Raw genomic sequence first — 25,524 nt, forward strand, 5'->3', positions numbered from 1 at the left:
GCCCCCATCCGTTCCCCGGATGGGGGTGGCCGCCCGCGGCGTTCCTCAGGCCCGCTTGGGGCTGGTGACGGCGACCAGCTCGGTGCCGTCCTCGGACAGCCGCAGCTCGGTGCGCAGCTCGGCCAGCTCGCCGAGGTGGTGCAGGTGGGTGCCGCCGCAGAAGATCCGCGCGCCGCCCTCGGGCAGCTCGCAGTGCCACTGGCGGCGGGCGGTGAGCTCGGGGCCGGGCACCTCGATGCGGACCGGGGCGTCGGCGGCGACCCAGGCGGCGAGCCGGGCGTTGACGGCCTCGGTGAGGGCGGGCAGGGCCTCGGCGAGGGCCGGGAACTCCTCGGTGGCGTCCGCCGTGAAGCCCTTCTTCTTCAGCGACTTGCCGAGCCGGTAGGTGTCCGTGCTGGCCGCGGTGTCCATCACGGAGCTCGCCATGGCGAGGCTGTCGAAGTCCGGGTTGCCGAAGGCGTCCGAGCGGCCCGGGTCCTTGCGCCAGCGCGGGGAGAGCGCGGCGTTCAGGGCGAGGGCGAGCAGGTGGCAGCCGCTGTGCGAGGCGCTGAGGGCGCCCCGGCGCTCGACGTCGACGGCGAGCGCCGCGGTACGGCCGACGACGTCACCGGGGTCGGTGTCGAGGACGTGCAGGACCAGCCAGGACCACTCCTCGTCACCGCGCCGGACCGGGATGTCGGCGCCGACCAGCAGCTCCCCGCCCGCCGGGCCGACGGCGCCGGTCAGGCAGTCGACCACGGCCAGCCCGGTGCCGTCCACGGTCAGGGTGCCGAGGTCGGCCGGCTGGTCGGGCCAGGTGTGGTCGAGCGGGTGGAACGGGGTCGCCTCGGTGACGACGGCGTACCGGCCGTCGGCCAGCGGGTGCACCGCGAGCACCGGGGACTCGCCGGTCACCGCCCCGGCCGGGAAGCTGACGTGGGTGGTGGGGAGGGGCATGCCTGGCTCCGGTGAAGGTGGGACGACGAGGGTGGGGCGGGTGCGGCACTGGGCCGCGGCCCGCCCCCCATTCTGCCCTCCGCCCGTCCGGCCCCTCAGCCCAGCGTCGGCAGTTTGATCAGCACCAGCAGCGCGACCAGCTGCACCGCCGAGGCGGCGGCGGCCTTGCCCCAGGGCAGGTCGTGCAGCCGCCGGACCATGCTGGTCAGCAGGTACCCGCAGAGCATCCAGGTGGCCCAGCCGACGAGCTGGACGACGGCGCTGCCGGAGGGCAGCACCAGGTCGAGCAGCAGCCGGGGCGCGTCGGTCAGCCAGCCGATCAGCGCGGCCAGACCGATGGTCGCCTTCCACGGGCCGTCGCCGCCCAGCTGGCGGGCCAGCGCGTAGGTGACCGTGCCGAAGATCGCGCCGGTCACGGTGAAGCCGATGGCGGCGGCGAAGATGGCGGTCAGCGCCACGGTGAAGGTGGAGTTGACGATGTCGTCATGGGTCAGCCCTATGCCGAGCACCGCGAGCGCGCCGTAGACCAGCGAGACGGTGAGGGCCGGCAGCCAGACCTGGTGGTCGCGGGTGCGGTCGAAGATCGCGGTCGGGGTGCGGAACAGGCCGAGGAACAGCTCGCGCCAGTGCGGGCGGGGCCCGGCGACGTGCGGGGCGGACTGGCCGCCGGCCCGGTAGACGGCGACGTTGTCCTGGCCGTAGTCCTGGCCGTACGGCTGTTCCTGCTCGTACGGCGGCTGGTACGGCTGCTGGTACGACTGCTCGTCGTAGCCCTGGTCCGGACCGTAGCCCTGCCCGGGCCCGTACGGCGGCTGCTGTCCGTGGCCGCCGTCGTAGTAGCCCTGGTCCCCCGCGTACGGGTCGCCGACCGGGAAGGCCCGGGTGCTGCCGGGCCGGTCCGCCGGGTACGGGTCGTACCCGCCGCCCGCCGGGTGACCCTGCCCACCGGGCACGCCGCCGTGCCCGCCCGGCCCGGACGGCCCGCCGTGCCCGCCGTGTCCGCCCTGCCCACCGGGCACGCTCGGGTGCGAGGTCGTGAAGTACTCGGGCCCGTCCGTCCCCCCGTGCCCCCCGGAGGCCCCCGGCGGCGGCGGAGGGGCCGACCACCCGCCGTGCGGACGGTCGGCACCCTGACCGCTGTCGTATCGATTACCAGCCACGGTCCGAAGGTACCCGTCCGACCGGGTGCGCGTCGGCCCCGGACGAAGCCGGGGCCGGTTTGCAGCGAGGCTGAGACGAACGGGTCCGAAAAAGCCGCTACCGCTGCGCGCTGACCGACGGCCCGTGCACCGCCGCGGCCGCGCTGGTGCCGGCCGGGCAGCCGCCCGGGCCGGCCGAGGTGCGGACGGCGCCGACCGGCAGCAGGGTGCCGCAGGCGATCCGGATGCCGTTCGGCAGCTCGTTGTCCGACTCCACGATCGCGCCGTCGCCGATCACCGCGCCGTCCAGCGCCGAGCGGGCGCCGACGGTGGCGAAGGCACCCACGATCGAGTCCTTGACCAGGGTGTCCGGGCCGATCACCGCGCCCGGCAGGATCACGCTGCCCTCGACGATCGCACCGGCCTCGACCACCGCGTCCTCTGCGACCACGGTGCCGCCGCTGAGCACCGCGCCCGGGTCGACGGTGGCGCCGGGCAGCAGCAGGGCGTCGCCGGTCGGGCCGGGGACGGCCGGCGAGTCGACCTTGCCGAGCACCAGGTCGGCCGAGCCGCGAACGAACGCCGCCGGGGTGCCCAGGTCCAGCCAGTACGAGGTGTCGACGACGCCGCGCAGCAGCGCGCCGGTGGCCAGCAGCTCGGGGAAGGTCTCGCGCTCGACGGACACCTCGCGGCCGGCCGGGATGCGGTCGATCACGGACCGGGTGAAGACGTAGCAGCCGGCGTTGATCTGGTCGGTGACGATCTGCTCCGGGGTCTCCGGCTTCTCCAGGAACTCCAGCACCCGGCCGTCCGCGTCGGTCGGGACGAGGCCGAAGGCGCGCGGGTCCTCGACCCGGGTCAGGTGCAGCGTGACGTCGGCCCCGGCGGCCACGTGGCCGTCGCGCAGGGCGGCGATGTCGACGCCGGAGAGGATGTCGCCGTTGAAGACCAGGACCGGCTCGTCCGGACCGCAGGTCAGACCGGAGGCGGCGTTGCGGATGGCCCCGCCGGTGCCCAGCGGCTCGCGCTCGGTCAGGTAGACGAGCTCGATCCCGTACGGGGTGCCGTCCTGGAAGTGGTCCTCGAACACCTCGGCCAGGTAGGAGGTGGCCAGCACGACGCGGGTGACGCCGGCCGCGGCCGCGCGGGCCAACTGGTGCGCGATGAACGGGACGCCCGCCACCGGCAGCATCGGCTTGGGGGTGTGGGTGGTCAGCGGACGCAGTCGCGTGCCCTTACCACCGACCAGCATGATCGCCTCGGTCATGGTCTGCGCTGTTCCCCTTGTGCTCTCTGCGGCCCGGCCCGGCGGGCCGATACCTCCGTCGTCGGTCTGGACCCGGCCGTCCGGCCGGGTCGCCGCCCGTCCGGGGCTTCCGTCCGGAGCGGGCGGACCGGCGCGGGACCGGTCCGGGCCTACTGTATTTGCTTCCGACCGAATGCCCGTCCGGCACCTGTGCGATTGCCGCCGGCCGGCGTCCGCCCGCCGCGCCGGCGCGGGCCGCGCGGGCCCCCAAAGGCCCGGCCCGGCGGGCGCGTTGACGGCGTCCTCCGGGCCGGGCAGTTGTAGCAGAACTGTCGAACAGCGGTCGCTACGCGTCCACCGTCGCGGGCTCCTCGGACTCGGCCGGCGGGGTCGCCTTCACCGAGTCGAGCAGCAGCTGGGCCACGTCGACCACCTTCAGGTGCTCCTTGGCCGCGCCCTCGTTCTTCTTGCCGTTGACCGAGTCGGAGAGCATCACCAGGCAGAACGGGCAGGCGGTGGAGACGATGTCCGGGTTCAGCGACAGCGCCTCGTCCACGCGCTCGGTGTTGATCCGCTTGCCGATGCGCTCCTCCATCCACATCCGGGCACCGCCGGCGCCGCAGCAGAAGCCGCGCTCCTTGTGCCGGTGCATCTCCTGCTGGCGCAGACCGGGGACCTTGTCCATGATCTCGCGCGGCGGGCTGTAGACCTTGTTGTGGCGGCCCAGGTAGCAGGGGTCGTGGTAGGTGATCAGGCCCTCGACCGGGTTGACCGGGACGAGCTTGCCCTCGTCGATCAGGTGCTGCAGCAGCTGGGTGTGGTGGATGACCTCGAAGTGGCCGCCCAGCTGCGGGTACTCGTTGGCGATGGTGTTGAAGCAGTGCGGGCAGGTGGCCACGATCCGCTTGACCGGGGCGTCCTCCAGCGCGGCGTTCAGCGTCTCCACGTTCTGCGCGCCGAGCATCTGGAAGAGGAACTCGTTGCCCAGTCGGCGCGGGGAGTCACCGGTGCAGGTCTCCTCCTTGCCGAGGATCGCGAACTTCACGCCCGCGGTGTGCAGCAGCTCGGCGAAGGCCTTGGTGGTCTTCTTGGCCCGGTCCTCCAGGGCACCGGCGCAGCCGACCCAGTAGAGGTACTCGACCTCGGCGGGGTCGATGTCCTCGCCGATCACCGGCACCACGATGCCGGTCTCCTTCTTGAGCTCCTTGACCCAGTCCAGGCGCGCCTTGGTGGCCAGGCCCCACGGGTTGCCCTTGTTCTCCAGGTTCTTGAGCATCGTCCCGGCCTCGGTCGGGAAGTTGCTCTCGATCATGACCTGGTAGCGGCGCATGTCGACGATGTGGTCGACGTGCTCGATGTCCACCGGGCACTGCTCGACGCAGGCGCCGCAGGTGGTGCAGGACCACAGCACGTCCGGGTCGATGACGCCGTTCTCTTCCGCGGTGCCGATCAGCGGGCGCTCGGCCTCGGCCAGGGCGGCCGCCGGGACGTCCCGGAGCTGCTCGGCGGTGGCCCGCTCCTCCCCCTCCACGTCCTTGCCGCCGCCGGCCAGCAGGTACGGCGCCTTGCCGTAGGCGTGCTCGCGCAGGCTCATGATCAGCAGCTTCGGCGAGAGCGGCTTGCCGGTGTTCCAGGCCGGGCACTGCGACTGGCAGCGGCCGCACTCGGTGCAGGTGGAGAAGTCGAGGATGCCCTTCCAGGAGAAGTGCTCGACCTGGGAGACGCCGAAGACGGCGTCCTCGGCCGGGTCCTCGAAGTCGATCGGCTGACCGCCGCTGGTCATCGGACGGAGGGCGCCGAGCGCGGTGCCGCCGTCCTCCTCGCGCTTGAAGTAGATGTTGAAGAAGCCGAGGAAGCGGTGCCAGGCCACGCCCATCGAGGGGTTGAGGCCGATGGTGATCGCCCACGCGAACGAGATGCAGATCTTCAGCATCGCGAACAGGTAGATCAGGTTCTCCAGCGTGCCGTGCGCGACACCGCCGAACGCGGCGACCAGCGGGTAGGAGACCAGGTGCTCCGGCCCGTACGAGTCGACGTTCTCCAGGGCGCCTTCGAGGCCGCGCAGCATCAGGATGCAGAGGCCGATGCCGAGGATCGTGTACTCGACGTAGAAGGCCTGCCAGGCGATCGAGCCGGCGAACCGGGACTTGCGGCCGGACCGGGACGGCAGGCTCATCAGCCGGATCACCATCAGGACCAGGATGCCCAGTGTGGTGAGGGTGCCGATCAGCTCGACGAAGAGCTGCCAGACCGTCCAGCGGCCGATGACCGGCAGCGCGAAGTCGGCGTCGAAGAGCTGGCCGAACGCGTTGACCAGGGTCAGCACCAGGCTGAAGAAGCCGACCGCGACGAACCAGTGGGCGATGCCGACGATCCCCCAGCGGTTCATCCTGGTGTGGCCGATGAACTCGGTGGCGACGGTCTTCACCCGCTGGGCGGGCCGCCCGAAGCGGGTGGTGTCGTCCGCACCGGTGCGGACCACCTTGTAGATGTACAGCGCCGCACGGGCGGCGAGCGCGGTGCCGATCACGAATGTGACCAGCGAGATGACGATCGCTGCTAGCTGCATCGGCTCTCCGTCTCCTGCGGCTTTGCGGTTGAGCAGGCTCTGCGGTTCTACGGTTTCAGGGAACTGAGTGTACTGGTCGGTAACTTTCCGGGCCGACGGCCCGGACATTACCGGTGACTGACGGTTCTCCAGAAGATTCCCAAGCTATGGCGGCAGTCACGTGAGCGCACCCCCGTCACGGCGTGGCGGACCCGCCGGGCTCCGACCGCGGGCCCGCGCCGGTTCCTCGCTCAGCAAAGTTGAGCGACTGGCACTCACTCCTGTTGACGCCACGCACCGAGTCGTGCATCCTTGAGCCTGTAAAGCTCAACTCTTCCGTGGAGGTATCTACGATGGCACGCGCGGTCGGCATCGACCTCGGTACGACGAACTCGGTCGTCAGCGTTCTGGAGGGTGGCGAGCCCACCGTCATCACGAACGCCGAGGGTGCGCGGACCACGCCGTCCGTCGTCGCCTTCGCGAAGAACGGTGAGGTCCTGGTCGGCGAGGTGGCCAAGCGCCAGGCGGTCACCAACGTCGACCGCACCATCCGCTCGGTCAAGCGCCACATGGGCACCGGGTGGAAGATCAACATCGACGGCAAGGACTTCAACCCCCAGCAGATCTCGGCCTTCGTGCTGCAGAAGCTGAAGCGGGACGCCGAGGCGTACCTGGGCGAGACCGTCACCGACGCCGTCATCACCGTCCCGGCGTACTTCAACGACTCCGAGCGCCAGGCCACCAAGGAGGCCGGTGAGATCGCGGGCCTCAACGTCCTGCGCATCGTCAACGAGCCGACCGCGGCCGCGCTCGCGTACGGCCTGGACAAGGACGACCAGACCATCCTGGTCTTCGACCTCGGCGGCGGCACCTTCGACGTCTCCCTGCTGGAGATCGGCGACGGGGTCGTCGAGGTGAAGGCCACCAACGGTGACAACCACCTCGGTGGTGACGACTGGGACCAGCGCGTCGTCGACCACCTGGTCAAGGTCTTCCAGGGCGGCCACGGCGTCGACCTGTCCAAGGACAAGATGGCCCTGCAGCGTCTGCGCGAGGCCGCCGAGAAGGCCAAGATCGAGCTGTCCTCGTCCTCCGAGACCTCGATCAACCTGCCGTACATCACGGCCTCCGCCGAGGGCCCGCTGCACCTGGACGAGAAGCTCACCCGCGCCCAGTTCCAGCAGCTGACCGCGGACCTGCTGGAGCGCTGCAAGGTCCCGTTCCACAACGTGATCAAGGACGCCGGCATCTCGCTCTCCGAGATCGACCACGTCGTCCTGGTCGGTGGCTCGACCCGCATGCCGGCCGTCGCCGAGCTCGTCAAGGAGCTGACCGGCGGCCAGGACGCCAACAAGGGCGTCAACCCGGACGAGGTCGTCGCCATCGGCGCCGCGCTCCAGGCCGGTGTCCTCAAGGGCGAGGTCAAGGACGTCCTGCTGCTCGACGTCACCCCGCTGTCCCTCGGCATCGAGACCAAGGGCGGCATCATGACCAAGCTGATCGAGCGCAACACCACGATCCCGACCAAGCGCTCCGAGATCTTCACCACGGCCGAGGACAACCAGCCGTCCGTGCAGATCCAGGTCTACCAGGGCGAGCGCGAGATCGCCGCGTACAACAAGAAGCTCGGCATGTTCGAGCTGACCGGCCTGCCGCCGGCGCCGCGCGGCCTGCCGCAGATCGAGGTCACCTTCGACATCGACGCCAACGGCATCATGCACGTCGGCGCCAAGGACCTCGGCACCGGCAAGGAGCAGAAGATGACCGTCACCGGCGGCTCCTCGCTGCCGAAGGACGAGGTCGACCGCATGCGCCGCGAGGCCGAGCAGTACGCCGAGGACGACCACAAGCGCCGCGAGGCCGTGGAGACCCGCAACTCCGCCGAGCAGCTCGTCTACTCGACCGAGAAGTTCATCGCCGACAACGCCGACAAGCTGCCGGGCGACGTCAAGACCGAGGTCGAGACCGCCATCGGCGAGCTCAAGGAGGCCCTGAAGGGCGAGGACATCGCGAAGATCCGCGAGGCCTCGGAGAAGGTCTCCACCACCGCGCAGAAGCTCGGCCAGGCGCTGTACGCCAACGCCGACGCCCCCGCCGGTGCCGCCGCCGGTGACTCCGCCCAGGCCAAGGACGACGACGTCGTCGACGCCGAGATCGTCGACGACGAGAAGCCCAAGGGCGGTGCGGCATGACGGACAAGCCGCAGGGCGGCAAGCCCGGCGACGACTCCGCGGACGAGGCCGTGATCAAGGCCGCGGAGGAGGCCGCCGCAGGCGGGGAATCCGGTTCGGAGGAGCTCGCCACCGCCAAGCGCGAGCTCGCCGAGCGCACCGGTGACCTCCAGCGCCTCCAGGCCGAGTACCAGAACTACCGCAAGCGGGTCGAGCGCGACCGGCTGACCGTCCGCGAGATCGCCGTCTCCAACATCCTGGAGTCGCTGATCCCGGTCCTGGACGACATCGGCCGCGGCCGCGAGCACGGCGAGGTCACGGGCGGCTTCAAGTCCGTCGCCGACTCGCTGGAGACGGTCGTCGCCAAGCTGGGCCTCCAGCAGTTCGGCAAGGAGGGCGAGCCCTTCGACCCGACCATGCACGAGGCGCTGATGCACAGCTACTCCTCGGACGTCACCGAGAACACCTGTGTGCAGATCCTCCAGCCCGGCTACCGCATCGGCGAGCGGATCATCCGCCCGGCGATGGTGGCCGTCGCCGAACCCCAGCCCGGCAGCCAGGCGTCCCCGGACGCCGAGGCCAAGTCCGCCGACGCGGACAAGTCCGACGGTGGCTCGGACAGCTGACACCCTGTGACAGCTGACAACCAGTGCGCTGCGGAGTCGTACGCCGGCAAGTACGGCGACCGGCTCCGCAGCGCGCTGTCAGCAGCCGTTTGCCCAGCGGCTGTTGACAGCTCTGTGACGATGGACATCGGGAGGTGGCGGAAGCCATGAGTGGCAAGGACTTTGTCGAGAAGGACTACTACAAGGTCCTCGGCGTGCCCAAGGACGCCACCGCCACCGAGATCAAGAAGACCTACCGCAAGCTCGCGCGCGAGTTCCACCCCGACGCCAACAAGGGTGACGCCAAGGCCGAGGAGCGGTTCAAGGACATCTCCGAGGCGTACGACGTCCTCTCCGACGAGAAGCGCCGCAAGGAGTACGACGAGGCCCGCGCCCTCTTCGCCAACGGCGGCTTCCGGGCCGGCGGCGGCCCCGGCGGACCCGGCGGCTACAGCTTCGACTTCGGCGACCTCTTCAGCGGCAGCCAGGGCGGCGGCGCCGGCGGCGGGCTCGGCGACGTCTTCGGCGGCCTGTTCAACCGCGGCGGCGGCACCCGGCAGGCCCAGCCCCGGCGCGGCGCCGACGTCGAGACCGAGGTGACGCTCTCCTTCGACGAGGCGGTGGACGGCGCGACCGTCCCGCTGCGGATGACCAGCCAGGCCCCCTGCCGCGGCTGCAACGGCACCGGCGCCAAGTCCGGCACCACCCCGCGGGTCTGTCCGACCTGCGTCGGCGCGGGCACGGTCAGCCGCGGCCAGGGCGCCTTCGCGCTCTCCGAGCCGTGCAAGGACTGCCGCGGCCGGGGCATGATCGTCGACGACCCGTGCCCCGACTGCCACGGCAGCGGCCGGGCCAGCTCGGCCCGCACCATGCAGGTCCGGATCCCGGCCGGCGTCCAGGCCGACCAGCGGATCCGGCTCAAGGGCAAGGGCGCCCAGGGCGAGCGCGGCGGGCAGCCCGGCGACCTCTACGTCACCGTGCACGTCGACCCGCACCCGGTCTTCGGGCGCAAGGGCGACAACCTCACCGTCACCGTTCCGGTCAGCTTCCCCGAGGCGGCGCTCGGCGCCACGATCGAGGTGCCCACGCTGAACGGCCCGGCCGTGAAGCTCAAGCTGCCCCCGGGCAGCGCCAACGGCCTCACCATGCGCGCCCGCGGCAAGGGCGCCACCCGCAAGGACGGCACCCGCGGCGACCTCCTCGTCACCGTCGAGGTCGTGGTGCCCCAGCACGTCACCGGCGACGCGCTGAACGCCCTTGAGCAGTACCGCGAGGCCACCGCCTCCGACGATCCGCGAGCCGACCTGTTCCGGGCGGCGAAGGGAGCGTGACGACCAGATGTCCCCGATGAATCCGATCGACCCCGACACCCCGATCGGCGCCGGAGTCGGCGAGGGCCTGCCCGGCTCCGCCCCCCGCCGCACCCGCCGGGCCGCCGCGGGCCCGCCGCCGTACGTCCTCACCGAGGACACCCCGGTGTACGTCATCTCCGTGGCCGCCGAACTGTCCGGGCTGCACCCGCAGACCCTGCGCCAGTACGACCGCCTCGGCCTGGTCTGCCCCGACCGCACCGCCGGCCGAGGCCGCCGCTACTCCGCGCGCGACATCCAGCAGCTGCGCGAGGTCCAGCGGCTCTCCCAGGACGAGGGCATCAACTTGGCCGGAATCAAGCGGATCATCGAGCTGGAGAACCAGGTCACCGCCCTCCGGTCGCGCGTCGCGGAACTGGTCGACTCCCTGGAAGGCGCCGCCAGCGCCCTCCAGCAGCGCGAGGCCGCCGTCCACGCCTCCTACCGCCGCGACCTCGTCCCGTACCAGCCGCCCACCTCTCCGTCGAGCGCCCTGGTCGTCTGGCGGCCCAAGCGCTGACCAGGGCCGCGAAGCCCGCCATGAGCCGCCGGCTCCCTCCTCCCGGGGGGTGCCGGCGGCTGCCGTGTGGTGAGAGAGTGACTACCCGCCGACTGGCCCGACCTGCCCGCCGGCCCCCGAACGGTACGATCCGGGCCCCGCTCAGAGATCGCCCTGAATAGCACAACGGATTCACGAACCATGTTGTCCGGTAGACGACAAGGAGAGCAGAATGAGCGGCCGGGATCAGACAGGCACTCCAGCGAGTGCTGCTCGCACCCTGTCCCCCGCCGCCCGCGAAGTCTTCCTGGCCATCACCCGGACACACGGAAGAACGATTCGGAAGGGCGATGAATCCGTCACACCGAGCGTTCTGGACGAACTAGTGGATATCGGGCTCCTGGTTCCCGACATCGACACGCCGGGAGTATTCGTAGCGGTCGATCCGGCACAACTCTCAATCAGCCTGAGCCTCAGTTGGCAGCGTCAGGCGCTCGATTTGCTGTCCCGCGCCATCTCGATACCGACGGATTTCAGTGAACTCGCCGAAGGATTCCATTCGCCGAGCCAGGCCGGCGGTCCCATCGAATACGTCCGCGGCAAGGCACTCATAAACCAGAGACTCCGACAGTCCACGGACAAGGGGTTGGTGGAGGCGCTGGCCATGCAACCCGGTGGCCCCCGTCCACCCGAGGTCCTCGCCGCGAGCATCGAGCCCGACCTGGAGGTTCTACGGCTCGGCGCCACCATGCGGACCATCTACCATGCGAGCACCCGATACCATCAGCCGACCAGGGACTACGTCACCACACTGTCTGCGGCCGGGTCACAGTTCCGGACCCTGGACGAGCCCTACACCAGGCTCATCATCATCGACCGCCGGATGGCCGTCATCCCGGTCGCCGACGACATGAGCCTCGCGGCGTTCATCCACGACCAGTCGGTCATCAGATACCTGGCCGACGAAGTATTCGAACGGAACTGGGCCCGGGCCCTGGAGTTCAGCGGAAACAGGACGGTCCCGCAGGAGGTCGTCTCCAGGCTGCGGCAGACCATCATCGAGCTGTTGCTTTCCGGCACGAACCACCGCGTCATCGCCCGCCGCCTCGGGATCAGCGAGCGAACGCTGGCACGCCACATAGCGGAAATGCGGGAAGACCACAACGTGGATTCGCTGTTCCAGCTGGGCTACGTCCTAGGGAGAGCGTCCCAGGGCCCCGCGCCGCAGCCGTGAGCCTGGGGGCCGACACCTCAAGCGCCCCGTCGGCGACAGGCGGAACTCAGGTCCAGTTGATGTCGTCCTGAAGGGCAACCACCACAGTCCCGGCACCTTCGGCGTCGAGGTTCCCGTGAGCGAGGGAGAAGCCCCCCACCAGCACGGCCGCACCGATGGCGAGGGAGAGCAAGACCCTCCGGACATGCCGCTGGATGCCAGACATCAGCCAACCACTTCCCTCGACCCAAGTATCAAACTAATAGGCAGCAATGGAACGCGCGCCCCCATAGTGCCGCATGCGCGCCGACTGCGCCATACCGCTGCCTTCCCGCTGCGTCATCTCCCTGCCAGGCATCCAGATGCCACCTCGCGAACCTGGACGGAGACAGGCCGGGCGATGGACGATCAGTTCGCCCTCGATAGTCCAGCAGCATTCGACAATTATGTTGCTGTACTGTCAATTTTCACCACAATCGGGGCACCGGACTACTTGAAGCAGCAACCGATCTCAACGCCTGCCGACGCCACTTCCCAACCCGGTCGGCCTTTCCCCGGAGTCGACATGACCGAGCCCTACCTGCGTCACCACGACAGCCAGGCCCCTGAGGGTCGGCGTGCACGTGTGTTCCTGGCCGCTCCGCTGATGCGGCTGACCGGCCCGGCCGACAGCGTGGTGACCCTCGCCAGCCGGACGCGGCTGACGACGCTCCGCACCACCCTGCTCCGCAGCGGTGCCGCCGTGTACAGCGCGCACCACAGCGACGCCTGGACCATCTCCGGCCGCGCGCCGGAGCCCCGCGTTCCGTCCGACTTCCGCGCCCTCCAGTCCGCCGACCTCGTGTTCGCCTACGTCGGAGCCCCGCTCTCGGCCGGCGTGAGCCTGGAGCTCGGCTGGGCGTCGGCCCTGCGCAAGCCGATCGTCCTGCTGGTCGACGAGGCCATCACCCACAACCCGCTGATCGCCACCATCGAGCAGGTCGCCCCCGTCCTGCCGCTGGTCTTCGACGACACCTGGTCGCAGGAGGCCCTCAACCACACGGTCGAGACCGCGCTCGACTGGGCCGGCATGGCGCTCTCCCTGCGCGAGGGCTTCTGGACCGCCCCCGGCGAGCAGTTCAACGTCCCCCGGCAGCAGCCCCCCGTCCCCGGCTACTGGCCGACCGGCGCTGCCACCGGCTGAGCAGCGGCTACCCACCGGGCTCCCCCGTCCGGGATCCACGCATCCGCCAGCCCAGTTGGAACAGCGTCTCCGCGTCGTACACCTCACGCAGCCGGGCGATGTGACCGGCCACCGTGCGTTCGCTCAGCCCCATCCGGCCGGCGATCGCCCGCTGCGTGAGACCCCGGGCGAGCAGCCGACCCACCTGCTCGTGGGGCGCGTACGGGGTGGAACTGCCGGACAGTGCCTCCCAGTCCACGATCTGCGCCCGCTCCCACTGCCGCTCGAAGCCGTCGACCAGGTACGTGATCATCGCGGGATCCTCCACCACGGCGGCGACGGTGTGGTCCGGCTCCGCCGGGATCAGCGCGATGGCCCGGTCGAAGATCAGGGTCTTGGTGAAGGGGCCGTCCAGCAGCCGGATCGGGGCACCGACCCGCGTCGAGTCCTTCGCGTACTCGACCGTCCGGGCGTCCGAACAGGCCGACGGTTCGAAGATGGTGCGCATGACCCCGCCCGCCTCGACGTAGCGGCGGGCCGCGTCGAGCGAGTCGGCCATGTGGGCGTGCGGGCGCGGCCCGCCGGGCTGGGCGGCCAGGGCCTCGTGCGGGTGGTCCTTGGCGATCTGGAAGATCAGGTGCCGGATCTCGACCATGCCCGCCACCCGCCGTACGCCTCCGGTCGATTCACGCCGGCGCGGAGCCGCGTCGTAGGCCCTGGCCAGGTCCTCCAGGAGGTCCGGCACGAGGGTGGCCCGCGCGAGCAGGCGGGCGCTCTCCTCCCGCAGGTCCGCGCCGAGGCGCTCGCCCACCGCCCGGGGGTTCACCGCGCTGTAGGCGCCGTCCGCGATCCGGAACACCAGGAGCCCCAGGTCGGTGAGTTGCCTGACCGTCGGCTCGTCCTCGGCACGGACGTCGCCGACGCGCAGACAGCCGCCGTCCTTGAGGATCGCCCGGTAGAGCTCCCGGGCGGCGGCGTCGGGTAGATCGAGTACCGGGTCAGACATCGTGGGCCCCCCTCATCTGCCAGCCGAGCTGGAACAGCGTCTCGGCGTCGTACGACTCCCGCAGCCGGGCGATGTGCCCCGCCCCCGTGCGCTCGCTCAGGCCAAGACGGCTCGCGATCGCCCGCCGGGTGAGGCCCCGGGCGAGCATGCGGGGGATCTGCCGGTGGCTGGCAGGCTCGACTGAACCGGCCTCCAAGGATGCCCGGTTGACTCCTCCGGCGCGCTGCCAGAGCTGCTCGAAGGGGTCCACCACGAAGGCGACCGTCGATGGATCGTCGACCAAGGCGGGGGTGTCAGTCATGGCGCTCGCCCCGGAGCTGCCAGCCGAGGTGGAAGAGGGTCTGCGCGCCGTAGCGGTCGCGCAGCCGGGAGATGTGGGCGGCCACCGTGCGTTCGCTCAGGCCCAGCCGGGTGGCGACGGCCCGTTGGGTGAGCCCGCGGGCGAGCAGTCGGCCGATCCGGACGGTGGTGGGCGGCGGCGGGTCGAGGTGGCGGCCGGCCGGGGTGGCGCGGGCCCAGTCGCGTTCGAACTGGGCGACCAGGTAGGCGACGGTGCTGGGGTCGGTCAGGAAGGCGGCCCGGCCGCGGTCCGCGTCCGCGGGGACGACGGCCACCGCGCGGTCGAAGATCAGCACCCGCTCGTACGGTTCGGCGAGGACCCGGACCTGGGCGCCGCACTCGGTGCGCAGGGCGATCTGGCTCAGCACGGCGGGGTCGGACAGCGTGACGGGCTGGTAGACGGTGCGCATCGAGCAGCCTCGGCGGAGCAGCGAGAGGTCCTGGGGGAGGGCCATCCGGAGGCCTTCGAGCGGGCGCGGCCCGGGCTGGGCGGCCAGGACCTCCTCCCGGCACTCCGAGATGAGTTCGCTGATCCGCCGGCGGGCGTCGGCGGCCTCGCCGACGCTGCCGGGCCCGGGGTAGACGGCGCCGGGACCGAGGGCACCGGGACCGAGGGCGGAGCCGTCGCCCGGACCGGCGCCCCCCGGGTGCCGGGCGGCGTCGTAGGCGTGGACCAGCGGCCCCAGGACGCCCGGGAGCCGCTCGGCGTGCAGCAGCAGGCCCAGGGCGCGGGTGCGCAGTTCGTGGCCGAGGCGGTCGCCGCGGACGCGCGGGTTGGCGGCGGTCCAGCCGGTGGCGGTGGGGGTGAGCAGGCCGCGGGCGACGAGGGCCGCCACGGCGGGGCGGTCGGCGGGGGTGAGGTCCTCGGGGATCAGCCGGCCGCCGGACCGGACGGCGGCGAGGTAGAGGGCCCGCTCGGCCGGACTGGGCTCATCGGTCATCGCGGGCGCCTCGCATCAACCAGCCGAGTTGGAACAGGGTCTGCGCGCCGTAGCGGTCGCGCAGCCGGGAGATGTGGCCGGCCACCGTGCGTTCGCTCAGGCCCAGCCGGGTGGCGACGGCCCGCTGGGTGAGCCCGCGGGCGAGCAGCCGGCCGACCCGGTCGGGGATGGTGCGGGCGGGCCCCTGACCGGGCGTGGCGGTTTCGGTGGTGTCGGCGCGCGCCCAGTCGCGTTCGAAGGCGCCGACCACGTAGGTGATGGTGGCCGGGTCGGTGATGAAGGCGGCGGTGCCGTTGTCGTCGCTGGCGGAGATCACGGCGACGGACCGGTCGAAGACGATCAGCCGCTGGAAGGGCTCGTCGAGCACCCGGATCAGCGAGCCGTGCCGGGTGACCTCCTCGGCGTAGGCGAGGGCGGGCGGGTCGGCGAGGGCGACCGGCTGGTAGATGGTGCGCAACGAGCAGCCGCGCTGGAGCAGTTGGACGTCCTGGAGGAGGGCGACCTGGAGGGTGTCGGCGGGCCGGTGGCCGGGCTGCGCGGTGAGCACCTCGGAGCGGCAGTCGGAGACCAGCTGGGAGATCCGCTGGCGGATGTGGACGTGTCCCTCGACGTGGACGGCGCCGCCGGTGCGGCCGGACGGGCGTGGCATCGCGTCGTAGGCGCGGGTGAGGCCGTCCAGGGCGCCGGGGAGGTTCTCCGCGCGGACCAGCAACCGGGTGGCCTCGCTGCGCAGTTCGGCGCCGAGGCGGTCGCTGACCGAGCGCGGGCTGACCGCGGTGTAGCAGCGGTCCATCGGGTTGACCATCAACAGGCCGATGTCGATGAGCTGTTGGAGCGCGCCCTGGTCGACGTCCGCGACCTCGCCGGTGGGGACGCGGCCGCCTTGGGCGATGACGGCCAGGTAGAGCCGGCGGGCGGCCTCGTCGGGCTCCTCGCCCACCGGCCCCTCCGGGTGCGGTGTGACCGCCGGTTCCGCCGTCACGTCGCACTCCCCCTGCCGGACGCCTCTCCCCTGGTGCCACCCGTGCTCCCCTCCGCACGGGCCGTGGCGCCGGTGGGCCGGGCGGGCTCACGGTGCCGGGTGCCGGTACGGCGTGATCATGGGTTCGGCGGTCACGGTACCGGGTGGGACAGCGGGCCCCCGGGTCCGGGTGCCGTCGCACGCCGGGTCGTCCGGGGGCCGCTGTCGGTACGCCAGGTCAGGACGCTCCCGTCGAGGCGGAGCAGCAACGCCTCGACGGGTCCGGTTCGGGGGCCATCACCACACATGGCTCCCGGCCGGTGCTCTTCCCCCCCGTTCCACGGGTGCGGGATGTCGCACCTGCGGTCAGTCCGAAGAGCTAGTCGTCACCATCGGGTTGCGGTACCCGGACGACTTGGCGTTCCTCCACCCTCACAGCGGGGCGGCCGGTGAACAAGTGCAGCCCGAGTGCATGTTCGCGCAATTGCAGTTATCTGCACCGCGGCGCGGGTGCGGCGGTCCGGACGGCGGGGTGGTTTCCGGTGAAGACCGAGGCGGGCGGGGGGTGTCGGCGCGGCCCGGCACTGCTGCCGGTTGGCGGTGCACGGTCATGCCCGTCGTGCACGTTCCTGCACCCGCGGCACGGTCCGGAACCGCGGGTCCGCGAGCGGGAGCCGGCCGGTCGCGGCGGCTCAGCGGGCCAGCAGCCGCCCCCGCGCCAGCCCCGCCGCGGTGCCGCCGGCCGCGAGCACCCAGGCGAGCCCCAGCAGCAGGTACAGCCCGACCGCCAGGACGCTGAAGCCGCCGAAGCCGGTGTGCCGGGCGAGCGCGGAGGCGCCGGTGACGCAGGTGCCGACCGGGAAGGTGAACGCCCACCAGGTCATCGCGAACGGCATCCCGGCCCGCCGGGCGCGCAGGTTGGCGGTCAGCGCGACGGCCAGCCAGAGCATCGCGACGCCGATCACCGCGACGCCGTACAGCTCGGCGAGGTCGGTCATCACGGGCGCCAGCGCGGGCAGCACCGGGCGGGCGGCGTCGGCGAGCTGGTGGATCGCGGTGACGGACTGGCCGAGCGGGCCGAGCACCAGGAACAGCGAGGGGGTGAGCGCCAGGGCCGGCAGCTTGCTGTGGAACAGGCCGGTGAACACCACCGGCAGCAGCACCAGGGTGGCCAGCAGACCGACCCCGAACAGCGCCCAGCAGCCGTACAGCATGGCCACCCGCGCCGACCCGGCCGGCAGGTGCGGGACGAGCGCCGGCCCGCAGGCGGAGGCGACCAGCGGGGCGACCACCGGCAGCAGCCAGGTCGGGTTGGCCTCCAGGGCGGAGACCGGGTGCCGGGTGATCATCAGGTACGGGATGCCGCCCGCCACGGCCAGCGCGTAGAGGGTGCCGAGGCTCCACAGCACCAGGTCCAGGGCGACCGCCGGGCCGGTGCCGATGACCCGGGAGCCGACCAGCAGGGTGCCCAGCCCGACCGCCAGCAGCGCCATCGGCGGGCAGCCGTAGAAGACCGCGGTCGCCGGATTGTCCAGCAGCTGGGCGCGGGCCGCCTCGCGGTGCCGGGTGAGATGGACCAGCCGGGCTCCGGCCAGCACCAGCAGCGCCGCCAGGCCGAGCGCCCACACCGCCTCGCCGAAGCCGGTCAGCCCGGGCAGCCGCACCGGCAGGGCGGCGGCGCCGTTCGCCAGGATCGCGGTGCCCATCACGGCGGCGTACCAGTTGGGGCCGAGCTGGGCGAGGTCGTACCGCGGACGGCGGACGGCGGGGCGGACGAGGGGGCGGATGTCGGACAAGGTGGACATGCTCCCCACCTTCGACCCGGAGGCGGACCGGCGGTAGCGCCCGGAATCTTATGTGGGCATAGCCTGAACCTATGGCCCTCTCCTCGCACGTACCCGAACTGGGAGCTCTGGAACTGCTGCTCGCGGTGGCCCGACTGGGCAGCGTCGGACGGGCGGCGGCCGAACTGGGCATCAGCCAGCCGAGCGCCAGCTCCCGGATCAAGGGCATGGAACGGCAGATCGGAGTCCCGCTGCTGGACCGCTCGCCCCGGGGCAGCACCCCGACCGAGGCGGGCCGGCTGGTGGTCGAGTGGGCCCGGCAGGTGGTGGAGGCGGCGCAGGCGATGGACGCCGGGATCGACGCGCTGCGCGGCCGGCGGGACGCCAAGCTGCGGGTGGTGGCCAGCCTGACCGTCGCCGAGTACCTGATGCCCGGCTGGCTGCTGGCCCTGGCCGAGGCCAGCCCGGGGACGGCGGTGACGCTGCGGACCGCGAACTCGGCGGACGTCGCCGGGCAGGTCCTGGCCGGGGAGGCCGACCTCGGCTTCGTCGAGGGCCCGTCCACCCGGCCCGGGCTGGCCGGCGCGGTGGTGGCCACCGACCGGCTGGTGGTCGTGGTGGCGCCCGGCCACCCGTGGGCGCGCCGTCACGCCCCGCTGACCGGCGCCGAGCTGGCGGCCACCCCGCTGGTGCTGCGCGAGCCCGGCTCGGGCACCCGTGAGGTACTGGAGGCGGCCCTGCGACCGTACGGGGGCACGGCCCGACCCCGGATGGAGCTGGCCTCGTCCACCGCGCTGAAGGCCGCGGCGATGACCGGGGCGGGACCGGTCTGCCTGAGCGAACTGGTGGTGGTGGAGGAACTGGCCACCCGGCGGCTGGTGGAGGTGGAGCTGGCGCCGGACCTGGACCTGCGGCGGCCGCTGCGGGCGGTGTGGCCGGCCGGGCAGCTGCCGGGCGGGCCGGCCCGGGAACTGCTGGGGCTGACCCGGCGGTCCACCAAACGTTCACCGGGAAAGTGAGCACCGGGAAAGGTTGAGCGGAATAGACTCAACTTAGTGCATGCTGTACGCAGCAGTGCGGTATCCGCGCCCGGCACGGTACGGGTGCGTGCGGCACCGAGGCAGCAGCGAAGGACGACGAGGGAGGCCCCCCAGCAGTGGACGCCAGCAAGTTCACCACCAAGACCCAGGAAGCCCTGGCCGCCGCGATCCGGCAGGCCGGCACGGCCGGCAACCCGGACGTCAGGCCGGTGCACATCCTGATCGCCCTGCTGGAGCAGCCCGAGGGCATCGCCCGGCCCCTGCTGGAGGCGGTCGGGGCCGGCGCCTCCCGGGTCGACGCCGAGGCGCGCCGCCAGGCGGCCGCGCTGCCCAGCGCGTCGGGTTCGACGGTCTCCGCGCCGCAGCTCGCCCGGGACACCGTCGCGGTGCTCACCGAGGCCGGCAAGCGCGCCGACGACCTGGACGACCAGTACGTCTCCACCGAGCACCTGATGGTCGGCCTGGCCGCCGAGGGCGGTCCGGTGGCCGACCTGCTGGCGCAGCGGGGCGCCACGCCCAAGGCGCTGCTCGCCGCGTTCAAGGACGTCCGGGGCAGCGGCAAGGTCACCTCGCCGGACCCGGAGGGCACCTACAAGGCCCTGGAGAAGTACGGCACCGACCTCACCCAGGCCGCCCGGGACGGCAAGCTCGACCCGGTGATCGGCCGCGACCACGAGATCCGCCGGGTGGTCCAGGTGCTCTCCCGCCGGACGAAGAACAACCCGGTGCTGATCGGCGAGCCCGGCGTCGGCAAGACCGCCGTGGTCGAGGGCCTGGCCCAGCGCATCGTGGCCGGCGACGTGCCGGAGTCGCTGCGCGGCAAGCGGCTGGTCGCGCTGGACCTCAGCGCGATGGTCGCGGGCGCCAAGTTCCGCGGCGAGTTCGAGGAGCGGCTGAAGGCCGTCCTGAACGACATCAAGTCCTCCGACGGCCAGGTCGTCACCTTCATCGACGAGCTGCACACCATGGTCGGCGCGGGCGCCGGCGGCGACTCCGCGATGGACGCGGGGAACATGCTCAAGCCGATGCTGGCCCGCGGCGAGCTGCGGATGGTCGGCGCCACCACCCTGGACGAGTACCGCGAGCGGATCGAGAAGGACCCGGCGCTGGAGCGCCGCTTCCAGCAGGTGCTGGTCGGCGAGCCCAGCGTGGAGGACTCGATCGCCATCCTGCGCGGCCTCAAGGGCCGCTACGAGGCGCACCACAAGGTGCAGATCTCGGACGCCGCCCTGGTCGCCGCGGCCACCCTGTCCAACCGCTACATCACCTCCCGCTTCCTGCCCGACAAGGCGATCGACCTGGTCGACGAGGCGGCCTCGCGGCTGCGGATGGAGATCGACTCCTCCCCGGTCGAGATCGACGAACTCCAGCGCTCCGTCGACCGGTTGCGGATGGAGGAGCTGGCCCTGGAGAAGGAGTCGGACCCGGCCTCGGTGGACCGGCTGGCCCGGCTGCGGCGCGATCTCGCCGACCGGAACGAGCAGTTGAGCGTGCTGACGGCCCGCTGGGAGCAGGAGAAGAAGAGCCTCAACCGGGTCGGCGAGCTCAAGGAGCGGCTGGACGACCTGCACGGAGCGCTCGAACGCGCCCAGCGCGACGGGGACTTCGAGCGGGCGTCCAAGCTGATGTACGCCGAGATCCCGGCCGCCGAGAAGGAGCTCACCGACGCCCAGGAACGGGCCGCGGGCCAGGACACCTCCGCCTCGATGGTCAAGGAGGAGGTCGGCCCGGACGACGTGGCCGACGTGGTCGCCTCCTGGACGGGCATCCCGGCCGGCCGGCTGCTGGAGGGCGAGAGCGCCAAACTCCTGCGCATGGAGGAGGAGTTGGGCAGGCGCCTGATCGGCCAGGCGGAGGCCGTGCAGGCGGTCTCGGACGCGGTGCGCCGCACCCGCTCCGGCATCGCCGACCCGGACCGGCCGACCGGCTCCTTCCTCTTCCTCGGCCCGACCGGTGTCGGCAAGACCGAACTCGCCAAGGCCCTGGCCGACTTCCTGTTCGACGACGAGCGGGCGATGGTCCGGATCGACATGAGCGAGTACGGCGAGAAGCACTCGGTCTCCCGCCTGGTCGGCGCCCCGCCCGGGTACGTCGGCTACGAGGAGGGCGGCCAGCTCACCGAGGCGGTCCGCCGCCGCCCGTACAGCGTGGTGCTGCTGGACGAGGTGGAGAAGGCGCACCCGGAGGTCTTCGACGTCCTGCTCCAGGTGCTGGACGACGGGCGGCTCACCGACGGCCAGGGCCGCACGGTCGACTTCCGCAACGCCATCCTGATCCTCACCTCCAACCTGGGCTCGCAGTACCTGGTCGACCCGGCCACCCCGGAGGCGGAGAAGCGGGAGCTGGTGCTGGGCACCGTCCGGTCCGCGTTCAAGCCGGAGTTCCTCAACCGGCTGGACGACATCGTGGTCTTCGAGCCGCTGGGCACCGGCGAACTGAGCCGGATCGTCGACCTCCAGGTGGCCCGCCTCGGCGAGCGGCTCGCCGAGCGGCGGCTCACCCTGGACGTCTCCGCGGCCGCCCGCGACTGGCTGGCGCTCACCGGCTACGACCCGGCGTACGGCGCCCGCCCGCTGCGCCGGCTGGTGCAGTCCGCGATCGGCGACCAGCTGGCCCGGGCGATCCTGTCCGGCGCGGTGCACGACGGGGACACCGTCCTGGTCGAGCGGGACGAGGAGGGCGACCGCCTCACCGTCCGCGGCCGGGGACCGCTGGAGAAGTAGCCGCCGGGCGCCCGGCGCACGGGCCGCTCCCTCCGCTCCGGCGGTGGGGGCGGCCCTTCCGGTCCTTCCGGCTCTCCCGGCTTTCCCGGCTTTCCGATTTCCCGCCTTTTCGGATCATTCGACCTAATCGGCCTATTCAGCCCATTCAACCTGTTCGGCTGAATTCGACCTTTCCCGTCTATTCCGCCGCCGCCCGCCGCAGCAGCCGCAGCGTGGAGACCCGCGGGCAGGACACCCCCCGCTCCAGGTCACGGATCGACCGCACGCTCAGCCCGGTCGCCTCGCCCAGCTGCTCCTGCGTCACCCCCCGGTCCAGCCGGATGCTCCGCAGCAGCCCCCCGAGCGATGCGCCCTCCCCCGTCGCCGGTCCGCACACCGACCCCGCGCACCCTCCGTGACCACCGCCCTCCGAACCATCGGACGACGGCGGGAGGAGCCCCGTCGGAAACGCCGGAAAGAACGGCCGACGAAGATCGACTCACGCCTCGGGTGCCCCTGTGAGCGGAGCCCCGGATGAGGCAGGATGGGAGGTGGAAAGGGCGGCCTCTCATTGCCGGCCACCACGTGCACTGAGGAAGAGGACCCCCATGAGCATCGACCCGTCGTCCATCCCGTCCTTCGGCGTCCCCCAGGGCGGCCAGCCCGGTGGCCAGGGCGGGCGACCGGCCGGCCCGCCGCCGATCATCGTCCCGGACCAGGCCCTCGTCGCCCAGCTGCTGGACCAGATGCAGCTCAAGCACGTCGTGGACGAGGAGGGCGACCTCACCGCCCCCTGGGAGGGCTTCCGCGTCTACTACATGTTCCGCGGCGAGCAGAAGGAGCTCTTCGCGGTGCGCGCCTTCTACGACCGCGCGTACCCGCTGGAGAAGAAGGGCGAGATCCTCGACCTGATCGACGAGTGGAACCGTGAGACCCTCTGGCCGAAGGTCTACACCCACACCCACGAGGACGGCGTGGTCCGGCTGATCGGCGAGGCCCAGATGATCGTCGGCACCGGCGTCAACCTGGACTACTTCGTCACCACCACCGCCAACTGGACCCAGGCCGCGGTCGGGTTCGAGCAGTGGATGGTCGAGCGCCTCGGCCTCCAGGACGAGATCGAGGGCGAGGACGGCGAGGCCCCCGAGGGCACCGACGAGGCCTGATCCCGTCCCGGTGCTCCCCGCCACCGGCCCGCCACCGCGTCAGCCCCGGTGGCGGGCCGTTCTTGTCCCCCGGCTCCCGGCTGTCCCAGGATGGCCCTGACGACGAGCCGTGAGGAGCACCGATGGATACCAGGCCGCTGCTGAACCGCCGACTGGCCGGGATGGGCACGACGATCTTCGCCGAGATGTCCGCGCTGGCCACCGCCACCGGCTCGATCAACCTCGGGCAGGGCTTCCCGGACACCGACGGGCCCGAGGAGGTCCGCGAGGCGGCCGTACGGGCGCTGCGCGAGGGCCGCGGCAACCAGTACCCGCCCGGCCCCGGCGTCCCCGAGCTGCGCACCGCGATCGCCGAGCACCAGCAGCGGTTCCGCGGTCTCTCCTACGACCCCGACACGGAGGTGCTGGTCACCGCCGGCGCCACCGAGGCCATCGCCGCCACGCTGCTGGCCCTGCTGGAGCCCGGCGACGAGGTGATCGCCCTCGAACCCTTCTACGACTCCTACGCCGCCTGCATCGCGATGGCCGGGGCCACCCGCGTCCCGCTCACCCTGCGGGCCCCGCACTTCCGCCCCGACCTGGACGAGCTGCGCTCGCTGATCACCCCGCGCACCCGGCTGCTGCTGATCAACACCCCGCACAACCCCACCGGCACCGTCCTCACCGCCGAGGAACTCGCCGCCGTCGCCGCGCTGGCCGTCGAGCACGACCTGCTGGTCGTCACCGACGAGGTCTACGAGCACCTGGTGTTCGGCGCCACCCACCACCCCATCGCCGCCCTGCCCGGCATGCGCGAGCGCACCGTCACCATCTCCTCGGCTGGCAAGACCTTCTCCTTCACCGGCTGGAAGGTCGGCTGGGTCACCGCGAGCCCGGCCCTGGTCTCGGCCGTGCGCACCGCGAAGCAGTACCTCACGTACGTCAGCGCCGGTCCCTTCCAGTACGCCGTCGCCGAGGCCCTGCGGCTGCCCGACACGTACTTCGACACCCTGCGCGCCGACCTGCTGCGCAAGCGCGACCTGCTGGTCGACGGCCTCGCCGCGGCCGGCTTCCGGGTCTTCACCCCCGAGGGCACCTACTTCGTCACCACCGACATCACCCCGCTCGGCGAGAAGGACGGCATCGACTTCTGCCGCGCCCTGCCCGGCCGTTGCGGTGTCGTCGCGATCCCCAACGCGGTCTTCTACGACGACGCGGACGCGGGCCGCAGCCTGGTCCGCTTCACCTTCTGCAAGCGCGACGAGGTGCTCCAGGAGGCCGTCACCCGCCTGCGACAGCTCTGACGGGCCCACCGCGAGACATCCGGGAGGAGCGGGATTTCCGGGCCTCGGAAAACCCGTGTCGCCGCGGAAATACGCCGCGCACCGGCCGAATTCCCTTTCATGACAATCCCGTTCGCGGCCCCGTCGGTGTCGGGCCGGTCCGCCTCGTCCTCTGCAAAGGGGGCGGGGTGGATCGGGAGTCCGTCACGTGCCTACGGCGCCCGCGAGGGGCCACGCGCCCCGTTTCGCGCCCTTCGAACTGGGTTGCCGGTTGATCCGACACCAGTTCTGGTGAGACCTCAACTTCCTTGATCAGACCGCCCGTTTGCCGCTGTCGAGGCATTCGGAGCGGCCCGCCGGGTACGGACCCCGCCGCCCTCCACGCCCCGTGCGCGGAGGGCGGCGATGCGTGATGCACCCGGACGGCGCACTCCCGGCGCACACGGCGCGCGATCCGGTGATAGGGGCGCGGGATGTGCAGACTCGTACACCGGCTCGATCAGAGCCGGGAAGCAGGTGTGCTCGAAACGGTGAATGCTTGACAAAGTTGGGTAAATCACCGGCGGACCCGGCGTATTCGTGCTTCTCTGCTGCTGAATCTCCAGCCGGAATCCTTCCTTCCACGGTCGGCCGCGCCCAGGGCCGCACAGCCACGAACAGCCTCGCCATCGCCTAGGCCTACTCGGTGCTGCTCGGCGGGCGCGCACGGAGCTGAAACGCGGAGCCGAGCATGCTCACCACACTGCAGACCTCCTACACGGACACCCGCGCCGGTGACCTCGCCTGGTGCCTCGGCGGCGACCCGCTGCCCGCTCTCGCCGTCCGCGACCTGAGACTCGACGGAGCCGGCCGCCAGGGCGCCTCCGGCACCCTCCAGCTGCGCCTGCTGGGCGCCTCCCACCAGGTGGTGATCGACGCGGGCCCCGGCCAGTGTCTGGAGACCGTCGCCTGTCTGCCCGGCCGCCGCACCCCGCTGCCGGCCCGGGTGGCCAAGCAGGTCGGCGGCTGGGAGTACGAGTTCGCCGCCCGGATCGAGGCGCTGCCGCCGCACGACTTCGCGGCCCGCGCCCAGGAACTGCTGGCCCTGGTCGAGGGGCACCCGCGGGGCCTGGCCGGGGTCTTCCCGGGCGACCCGAGCGCCTTCACCGCGCTGGTCGCCCAGGGCGGCGCGGACCGGGTGCTCTGGCGCACCTGGCACGCCTACCCCCAGGAGGGGCAGCTGGTGTGCACCCGGTCCTCGCTGGTGCTGTCCGGGGCATGACCGCCCAAGGCCAGGACCGGACCACCCGATCCGGCCACAGAGCCCACGATGCGGCCCTACGAATCGCACGCAGGAACGATTCGTCAATCTGACGTTGCTCACTGTCCGCCGAATGGGCGCAGCGATCCGTCCCGCACGTCCCCTAGCGTTTGTTCGTGATCAACCATCCGGCCGGTCCGCCCGCACGCCCGCGA

At 72.0% G+C, this 25,524-nt stretch carries 21 protein-coding genes and 1 pseudogene; 11 read left to right on the forward strand and 11 right to left on the reverse strand.

Features of this window, described 5'->3' with window-relative positions:
* Positions 1-45: 45 nt before the first annotated feature.
* From ACFRAR_RS25195 to ACFRAR_RS25210, 4 genes and pseudogenes are all read right to left on the reverse strand, one after another.
* Complete coding sequence (locus ACFRAR_RS25195; RefSeq protein ID WP_380700449.1) at positions 46-936, reverse strand: metal-dependent hydrolase; 891 nt, start codon at positions 934-936, stop codon at positions 46-48.
* 95 nt (positions 937-1,031) lie between these two features.
* Positions 1,032-1,955 carry a YIP1 family protein gene (locus tag ACFRAR_RS25200; protein WP_380700450.1) on the reverse strand — a complete coding sequence of 308 codons (924 nt, stop codon included), beginning with the start codon at positions 1,953-1,955 and terminating at the stop codon, positions 1,032-1,034.
* A gap of 313 nt (positions 1,956-2,268) precedes the next feature.
* A pseudogene (locus ACFRAR_RS25205) lies at positions 2,269-3,342 on the reverse strand (sugar phosphate nucleotidyltransferase); the annotation flags it as partial.
* 325 nt (positions 3,343-3,667) lie between these two features.
* Entirely contained in the window at positions 3,668-5,890 is a 2,223-nt protein-coding gene (locus ACFRAR_RS25210; RefSeq protein ID WP_380700451.1) for a heterodisulfide reductase-related iron-sulfur binding cluster, read from the reverse strand.
* A gap of 332 nt (positions 5,891-6,222) precedes the next feature.
* Here ACFRAR_RS25210 and dnaK point away from each other — a divergent pair, with 332 nt between their 5' ends.
* The 5 genes from dnaK (at position 6,223) to ACFRAR_RS25235 (ending at position 11,727) form a co-directional block, all read left to right on the forward strand.
* Positions 6,223-8,061 (forward strand): molecular chaperone DnaK, encoded by a 1,839-nt coding sequence (gene dnaK, locus ACFRAR_RS25215; RefSeq protein ID WP_380700452.1) that lies wholly within the window; start codon positions 6,223-6,225, stop codon positions 8,059-8,061.
* Positions 8,058-8,666 carry a nucleotide exchange factor GrpE gene (gene grpE, locus ACFRAR_RS25220; protein WP_380700453.1) on the forward strand — a complete coding sequence of 203 codons (609 nt, stop codon included), beginning with the start codon at positions 8,058-8,060 and terminating at the stop codon, positions 8,664-8,666. The genes dnaK and grpE overlap by 4 nt, the downstream gene beginning before the upstream one ends.
* 146 nt (positions 8,667-8,812) lie before the next feature.
* Positions 8,813-9,976 carry a molecular chaperone DnaJ gene (gene dnaJ / locus ACFRAR_RS25225; protein WP_380700454.1) on the forward strand — a complete coding sequence of 388 codons (1,164 nt, stop codon included), beginning with the start codon at positions 8,813-8,815 and terminating at the stop codon, positions 9,974-9,976.
* 7 nt (positions 9,977-9,983) lie between these two features.
* Entirely contained in the window at positions 9,984-10,514 is a 531-nt protein-coding gene (locus ACFRAR_RS25230) for a heat shock protein transcriptional repressor HspR (RefSeq protein WP_380700455.1), read from the forward strand.
* Between the two features lie 211 nt (positions 10,515-10,725).
* Positions 10,726-11,727 (forward strand): hypothetical protein, encoded by a 1,002-nt coding sequence (locus ACFRAR_RS25235; RefSeq protein ID WP_380700456.1) that lies wholly within the window; start codon positions 10,726-10,728, stop codon positions 11,725-11,727.
* A 46-nt stretch (positions 11,728-11,773) separates the two neighbouring features.
* Here the strand turns inward: ACFRAR_RS25235 and ACFRAR_RS25240 are convergent, their stop codons facing one another.
* Positions 11,774-11,932, reverse strand: a complete 159-nt coding sequence (locus ACFRAR_RS25240) for a hypothetical protein (RefSeq protein ID WP_380700457.1) — start codon at positions 11,930-11,932, stop codon at positions 11,774-11,776.
* A 339-nt stretch (positions 11,933-12,271) separates the two neighbouring features.
* Between ACFRAR_RS25240 and ACFRAR_RS25245 the strand changes: the two genes are divergently transcribed.
* Positions 12,272-12,889: a hypothetical protein gene (locus ACFRAR_RS25245; RefSeq protein WP_051709310.1), complete on the forward strand. Its 618-nt coding sequence runs from the start codon at positions 12,272-12,274 to the stop codon at positions 12,887-12,889.
* Between the two features lie 7 nt (positions 12,890-12,896).
* Here the strand turns inward: ACFRAR_RS25245 and ACFRAR_RS25250 are convergent, their stop codons facing one another.
* From ACFRAR_RS25250 to ACFRAR_RS25270, 5 genes are all read right to left on the reverse strand, one after another.
* Positions 12,897-13,874: a LuxR family transcriptional regulator gene (locus ACFRAR_RS25250; protein WP_380700458.1), complete on the reverse strand. Its 978-nt coding sequence runs from the start codon at positions 13,872-13,874 to the stop codon at positions 12,897-12,899.
* On the reverse strand, positions 13,867-14,175 hold the full coding sequence (locus ACFRAR_RS25255) for a hypothetical protein (RefSeq protein ID WP_380700459.1): 309 nt from the start codon (positions 14,173-14,175) through the stop codon (positions 13,867-13,869). The genes ACFRAR_RS25250 and ACFRAR_RS25255 overlap by 8 nt, the downstream gene beginning before the upstream one ends.
* Entirely contained in the window at positions 14,168-15,154 is a 987-nt protein-coding gene (locus ACFRAR_RS25260; RefSeq protein WP_380700460.1) for a LuxR C-terminal-related transcriptional regulator, read from the reverse strand. The genes ACFRAR_RS25255 and ACFRAR_RS25260 overlap by 8 nt, the downstream gene beginning before the upstream one ends.
* A complete protein-coding gene (locus tag ACFRAR_RS25265) occupies positions 15,144-16,136 on the reverse strand; it encodes a LuxR family transcriptional regulator (protein ID WP_380700462.1) in 993 nt (330 codons plus the stop codon). Before ACFRAR_RS25265 ends, ACFRAR_RS25260 begins: the two co-directional genes overlap by 11 nt.
* A 671-nt stretch (positions 16,137-16,807) precedes the next feature.
* On the reverse strand, positions 16,808-17,920 hold the full coding sequence (locus ACFRAR_RS25270; RefSeq protein ID WP_380700464.1) for a TDT family transporter: 1,113 nt from the start codon (positions 17,918-17,920) through the stop codon (positions 16,808-16,810).
* Positions 17,921-17,991: 71 nt separating this feature from the next.
* Between ACFRAR_RS25270 and ACFRAR_RS25275 the strand changes: the two genes are divergently transcribed.
* Positions 17,992-18,918 carry a LysR family transcriptional regulator gene (locus ACFRAR_RS25275; protein WP_380700465.1) on the forward strand — a complete coding sequence of 309 codons (927 nt, stop codon included), beginning with the start codon at positions 17,992-17,994 and terminating at the stop codon, positions 18,916-18,918.
* Positions 18,919-19,055: 137 nt separating this feature from the next.
* The gene (clpB, locus tag ACFRAR_RS25280; RefSeq protein WP_380700466.1) at positions 19,056-21,662 is read left to right on the forward strand and encodes an ATP-dependent chaperone ClpB; all 2,607 of its coding nucleotides are present in this window, start codon (positions 19,056-19,058) and stop codon (positions 21,660-21,662) included.
* Positions 21,663-21,840: 178 nt separating this feature from the next.
* On the opposite strand, the gene ACFRAR_RS25285 is transcribed toward clpB, so the two are convergent.
* A complete protein-coding gene (locus ACFRAR_RS25285) occupies positions 21,841-22,038 on the reverse strand; it encodes a helix-turn-helix domain-containing protein (RefSeq protein ID WP_380700468.1) in 198 nt (65 codons plus the stop codon).
* A gap of 211 nt (positions 22,039-22,249) precedes the next feature.
* On the opposite strand from ACFRAR_RS25285, the gene ACFRAR_RS25290 reads away from it, so the two are divergent.
* The 3 genes from ACFRAR_RS25290 to ACFRAR_RS25300 all read left to right on the forward strand — a co-directional run bounded on the left by ACFRAR_RS25290 (position 22,250) and on the right by ACFRAR_RS25300 (position 25,330).
* Positions 22,250-22,807: a YbjN domain-containing protein gene (locus tag ACFRAR_RS25290; RefSeq protein ID WP_380700470.1), complete on the forward strand. Its 558-nt coding sequence runs from the start codon at positions 22,250-22,252 to the stop codon at positions 22,805-22,807.
* 122 nt (positions 22,808-22,929) lie between these two features.
* Positions 22,930-24,090, forward strand: a complete 1,161-nt coding sequence (locus tag ACFRAR_RS25295; protein ID WP_380700471.1) for a pyridoxal phosphate-dependent aminotransferase — start codon at positions 22,930-22,932, stop codon at positions 24,088-24,090.
* Between the two features lie 709 nt (positions 24,091-24,799).
* Positions 24,800-25,330: a DUF2617 family protein gene (locus ACFRAR_RS25300; RefSeq protein WP_380700472.1), complete on the forward strand. Its 531-nt coding sequence runs from the start codon at positions 24,800-24,802 to the stop codon at positions 25,328-25,330.
* The last annotated feature ends 194 nt before the right edge of the window (positions 25,331-25,524 follow it).

Origin of the sequence: Kitasatospora sp. NPDC056651, assembly GCF_042792155.1 — a bacterium.
Classification (GTDB): Bacteria; Actinomycetota; Actinomycetes; order Streptomycetales; family Streptomycetaceae; genus Kitasatospora.

Bases quoted from the DNA above. Each gene is read 5' to 3' on its own strand.
- grpE (WP_380700453.1), top strand. From the start codon at position 8,058: ATGACGGACAAGCCGCAGGGCGGCAAGCCCGGCGACGACTCCGCGGAC.
- ACFRAR_RS25235 (WP_380700456.1), top strand. From the start codon at position 10,726: ATGAGCGGCCGGGATCAGACAGGCACTCCAGCGAGTGCTGCTCGCACC.
- ACFRAR_RS25260 (WP_380700460.1), bottom strand. From the start codon at position 15,154: ATGACCGATGAGCCCAGTCCGGCCGAGCGGGCCCTCTACCTCGCCGCC.
- ACFRAR_RS25195 (WP_380700449.1), bottom strand. From the start codon at position 936: ATGCCCCTCCCCACCACCCACGTCAGCTTCCCGGCCGGGGCGGTGACC.
- ACFRAR_RS25255 (WP_380700459.1), bottom strand. From the start codon at position 14,175: ATGACTGACACCCCCGCCTTGGTCGACGATCCATCGACGGTCGCCTTC.
- ACFRAR_RS25210 (WP_380700451.1), bottom strand. From the start codon at position 5,890: ATGCAGCTAGCAGCGATCGTCATCTCGCTGGTCACATTCGTGATCGGC.
- ACFRAR_RS25230 (WP_380700455.1), top strand. From the start codon at position 9,984: ATGTCCCCGATGAATCCGATCGACCCCGACACCCCGATCGGCGCCGGA.
- ACFRAR_RS25245 (WP_051709310.1), top strand. From the start codon at position 12,272: ATGACCGAGCCCTACCTGCGTCACCACGACAGCCAGGCCCCTGAGGGT.
- ACFRAR_RS25295 (WP_380700471.1), top strand. From the start codon at position 22,930: ATGGATACCAGGCCGCTGCTGAACCGCCGACTGGCCGGGATGGGCACG.
- ACFRAR_RS25270 (WP_380700464.1), bottom strand. From the start codon at position 17,920: ATGTCCACCTTGTCCGACATCCGCCCCCTCGTCCGCCCCGCCGTCCGC.
- ACFRAR_RS25300 (WP_380700472.1), top strand. From the start codon at position 24,800: ATGCTCACCACACTGCAGACCTCCTACACGGACACCCGCGCCGGTGAC.
- ACFRAR_RS25275 (WP_380700465.1), top strand. From the start codon at position 17,992: ATGGCCCTCTCCTCGCACGTACCCGAACTGGGAGCTCTGGAACTGCTG.
- dnaK (WP_380700452.1), top strand. From the start codon at position 6,223: ATGGCACGCGCGGTCGGCATCGACCTCGGTACGACGAACTCGGTCGTC.
- ACFRAR_RS25290 (WP_380700470.1), top strand. From the start codon at position 22,250: ATGAGCATCGACCCGTCGTCCATCCCGTCCTTCGGCGTCCCCCAGGGC.
- ACFRAR_RS25250 (WP_380700458.1), bottom strand. From the start codon at position 13,874: ATGTCTGACCCGGTACTCGATCTACCCGACGCCGCCGCCCGGGAGCTC.
- dnaJ (WP_380700454.1), top strand. From the start codon at position 8,813: ATGAGTGGCAAGGACTTTGTCGAGAAGGACTACTACAAGGTCCTCGGC.
- ACFRAR_RS25240 (WP_380700457.1), bottom strand. From the start codon at position 11,932: ATGTCTGGCATCCAGCGGCATGTCCGGAGGGTCTTGCTCTCCCTCGCC.